The organism is Roseateles sp. (genome assembly GCF_036404855.1).
In the GTDB taxonomy this organism is placed as follows: Bacteria; Pseudomonadota; Gammaproteobacteria; order Burkholderiales; family Burkholderiaceae_C; genus Pelomonas.
Map to the genome: position 1 here is coordinate 1 of NZ_DASWYS010000234.1, position 3107 is coordinate 3107.

Annotated in this window: 2 protein-coding genes and 1 pseudogene; all 3 read left to right on the forward strand. The window is 65.4% G+C overall.

All coding sequences use genetic code 11. The features are described from left to right. Nucleotides 1–2149, forward strand: a 2149-nt coding sequence (trbE, locus tag VGF12_RS15445) for a conjugal transfer protein TrbE (protein WP_331176932.1), incomplete at its 5' end; no start/stop codon positions are given. Then, nucleotides 2146–2874, forward strand: coding sequence for a P-type conjugative transfer protein TrbJ (trbJ, locus tag VGF12_RS15450; RefSeq protein ID WP_015014584.1), 729 nt, complete (start codon nt 2146–2148; stop codon nt 2872–2874). The genes trbE and trbJ, both read left to right, overlap by 4 nt. 12 nt (nt 2875–2886) lie before the next feature. Then, a pseudogene (locus tag VGF12_RS15455) lies at nt 2887–3107 on the forward strand (P-type conjugative transfer protein TrbL); the annotation flags it as partial.

The following is a 3107-nucleotide window of genomic DNA, read 5'->3' on the forward strand; positions in this document are numbered from 1 at the left end:
GTGGCTGGTGGACGAGGAGCGACGGGCCGCCTTTGAGGACTCGGGCAACCACTTCGAGAGCGGCTATCACCTGACGCTGGTGTACCTGCCGCCGGAGGAAGCCCGCGCCCGTGCGGCCGGAATGCTGTACGAGAACCGTCCGACCGAAGGCGTGGACTGGCGCGAGCGGCTGACTGCCTTCGTCGCGGAGACGGATCGCATCTTTGACCTGCTCGATGGCGTGATGCCGGAGATCGCCTGGCTCGACGACAGCCAGACGCTGACTTACCTGCATGCCACCGTGTCAACGCGACGCTACCGCGTGGACGTGCCCGAGGTGCCATTCCACCTCGATGCACTGCTGGCCGACGCGCCGCTGATCGGTGGCCTGGCACCGATGCTGGGCGACCAGCATCTGCGCGTGGCGACGGTACGGGGATTTCCGACCTCCACCTGGCCAGGGATGCTGGACGACCTCAACCGCCTCGGCTTTGCGTACCGCTGGAGTACGCGCTTTCTCTGCCTTGACAAAGCCGATGCGGAAAAAGAACTTGCCCGCCTGCGCCGCCAGTGGTTCGCCAAGCGCAAGAACGTCATCGCCTTGCTGCGCGAAACCATCTTTCAGCAGGAAAGCCCGCTGGTCGATACCGATGCCAGCAACAAATCCGCCGACGCCGATGCGGCCTTGCAGGAACTGGGCAGCGATCAAGTCGCCTTTGGCTACCTGACAGCAACCGTCACCGTCATGGACGCGGATGCCGCCGTGGCCGACGAGAAGCTGCGCATGGTGGAGCGCGTCATCCAGGGGCGTGGCTTCGTCACCATCCCCGAAACGCTCAACGCCGTGGATGCGTGGTTGTCGTCCATTCCGGGCCATGCCTACGCCAACGTCCGCCAGCCCATCGTCTCCACGTTGAACCTGGCGCACCTCATGCCGGTGTCCGCCGTATGGGCTGGCCCCGAGCGCAATGCCCACCTCGACGGCCCACCGCTGATCGTGACCCGCACGGAGGGCGCGACGCCGTTCCGGCTGGTCACCCACATCGGTGACGTGGGGCACACCTTGGTAGCCGGCCCGACCGGCATGGGCAAGTCGGTGCTGCTCGCCACACTGGCGATGCAGTTCCGCCGCTACCGTGGCTCGCGCATCTTCGTCTTTGACATGGGGCGCTCGATGCGCGCCACCATCCTGGGCCTGGGCGGCGAGCACTACGACCTTGGGATGGATGGCGACATCGCCTTCCAGCCGCTCGCCCGCATCGATCGTGAGGGCTACCGCACCTGGGCGGCCGAATGGATCGAAGGACGCCTGCGGCATGAGGGTGTGGCCGTCGGCCCCGATGAGAAGGTGGCCATCTGGTCGGCGCTCGGCAGTCTCGCCGGCGCGCCCGTGGAGCAGCGCACGATGACGGGGCTTTCCGTCCTGCTGCAATCGAACGCACTTCGGCAGGTGCTCGCGCCCTATGTGCTCGGTGGCGCACACGGCAAGCTGCTGGATGCGGATTCGGATCGCCTGGGAGCTGGTTCCGTGCAGTGCTTCGAGATGGAGGAACTGATGCACAGCAAGGCCGCTGTCATGGCCGTGCTCCATTACCTCTTTGCGCGCTTCGATGAACGCTTCGACGGTGCGCCGACGCTGCTGATCCTCGATGAGGCGTGGTTGTTCCTCGATGACCCGGTGTTCGCGGCACGCATCCGCCAGTGGTTGAAGACCCTGCGCAAGAAGAACGTCAGCGTCATCTTCGCCACGCAGAGCCTGGCGGACATCAAGGATTCGAGCATCGCGCCGGCCATCATCGAGAGCTGCGCAAGCCGCATCTTCCTGCCGAACCCGCAGGCGACCGAGCCGCAGATTCGAACGATCTACGAGGGCTTCGGCCTCAACAGCCGGCAGATCGAGATCGTCGCCACCGCGCAGCCCAAGCGCGACTACTACTACCAATCGCGCCTCGGCAATCGGCTGTTCGATCTCGACCTGGGCGCCGCGACCTTGGCCTTCGCGGGTGCGTCCACGCCGCAAGACCAGCGCGACATCGACGCGGTGCTTGCCGCCTCGCATTCCGATGCCTCTCCCTTCGCAGCCACCTGGCTGCGCCATCGCGGCCTGCATTGGGCCGCCGACCTGCTGTCCTCGTTCCCGTCCACCCACCTCCAGGAGAACCCATCATGAAAAAGCGTCTTGTCGCCGCCGCCGTCGCGGCCATGCTTTGCACCGCTACCGCCGTGCAGGCGCAGTGGGTCGTGATCGACCCCACGAACCTCGTGCAGAACACGCTGACCGCGATCCGCACGCTGGAGCAGATCAACAACCAGATCAAGCAGCTCCAGAACGAGGCGCAGATGCTCATCAACCAGGCGCGCAATCTGACGAGCTTGCCGTCCAGTGTGGTGGGCCAGTTGCGCACCAATCTGGCGACCACCCAGCGGCTGATCGCTCAGGCCAGGGGCCTGGCCTATGACGTGACGAATCTGGATCGGGAGTTCCGGCGCCTGTATCCGGAGCAATACGCTGCCACGGTGAGCGGCAATCAGATGTACCGCGACGCGCAGGAGCGCTGGAAGAACACGCTCAATGGCCTGCAGACCACCATGCAGATGCAGGCCCAGGCCTCGCAGAACCTGAGCGACGACGAAGGCGTGCTGGCCGACCTGGTGGGCAAGAGCCAGTCGGCCGTGGGCGCTTTGCAGGCGATGCAGGCCATGAACCAGTTGCTGGCCCTGCAAGCCAAGCAGTCCATACAGACGCAGCGGCTGCAGATCACGCAGGACCGCGCGGCCTCGCTGGAATTCGCGCGGCAGGCCGCCGCCGTGGAGCGTGGCCGCGAGGTAAACCGGCGCTTCGTGGGAACCGGTACGCCGTACACGCCGCAGCCCGTGAACTTCTACAGCCGTTGACGGAGCCGGGCCATGAACGACGTTTCGGTCATTGACCGCTTCCTCGACGTTTTCTCGCGCTACATCGACTCGGGCTTCGGCCTGCTGCAAGGCGAGGTGGCGTTCCTGACCGCAACGTTGATCGTCATCGACATGACGCTGGCCGGGCTGTTCTGGGCGATGGGGCATGCCACCGGCCAGGGCGAGGACGTGATCGCCAAACTGATCCGCAAGGTGCTGTACGTCGGTGCCTT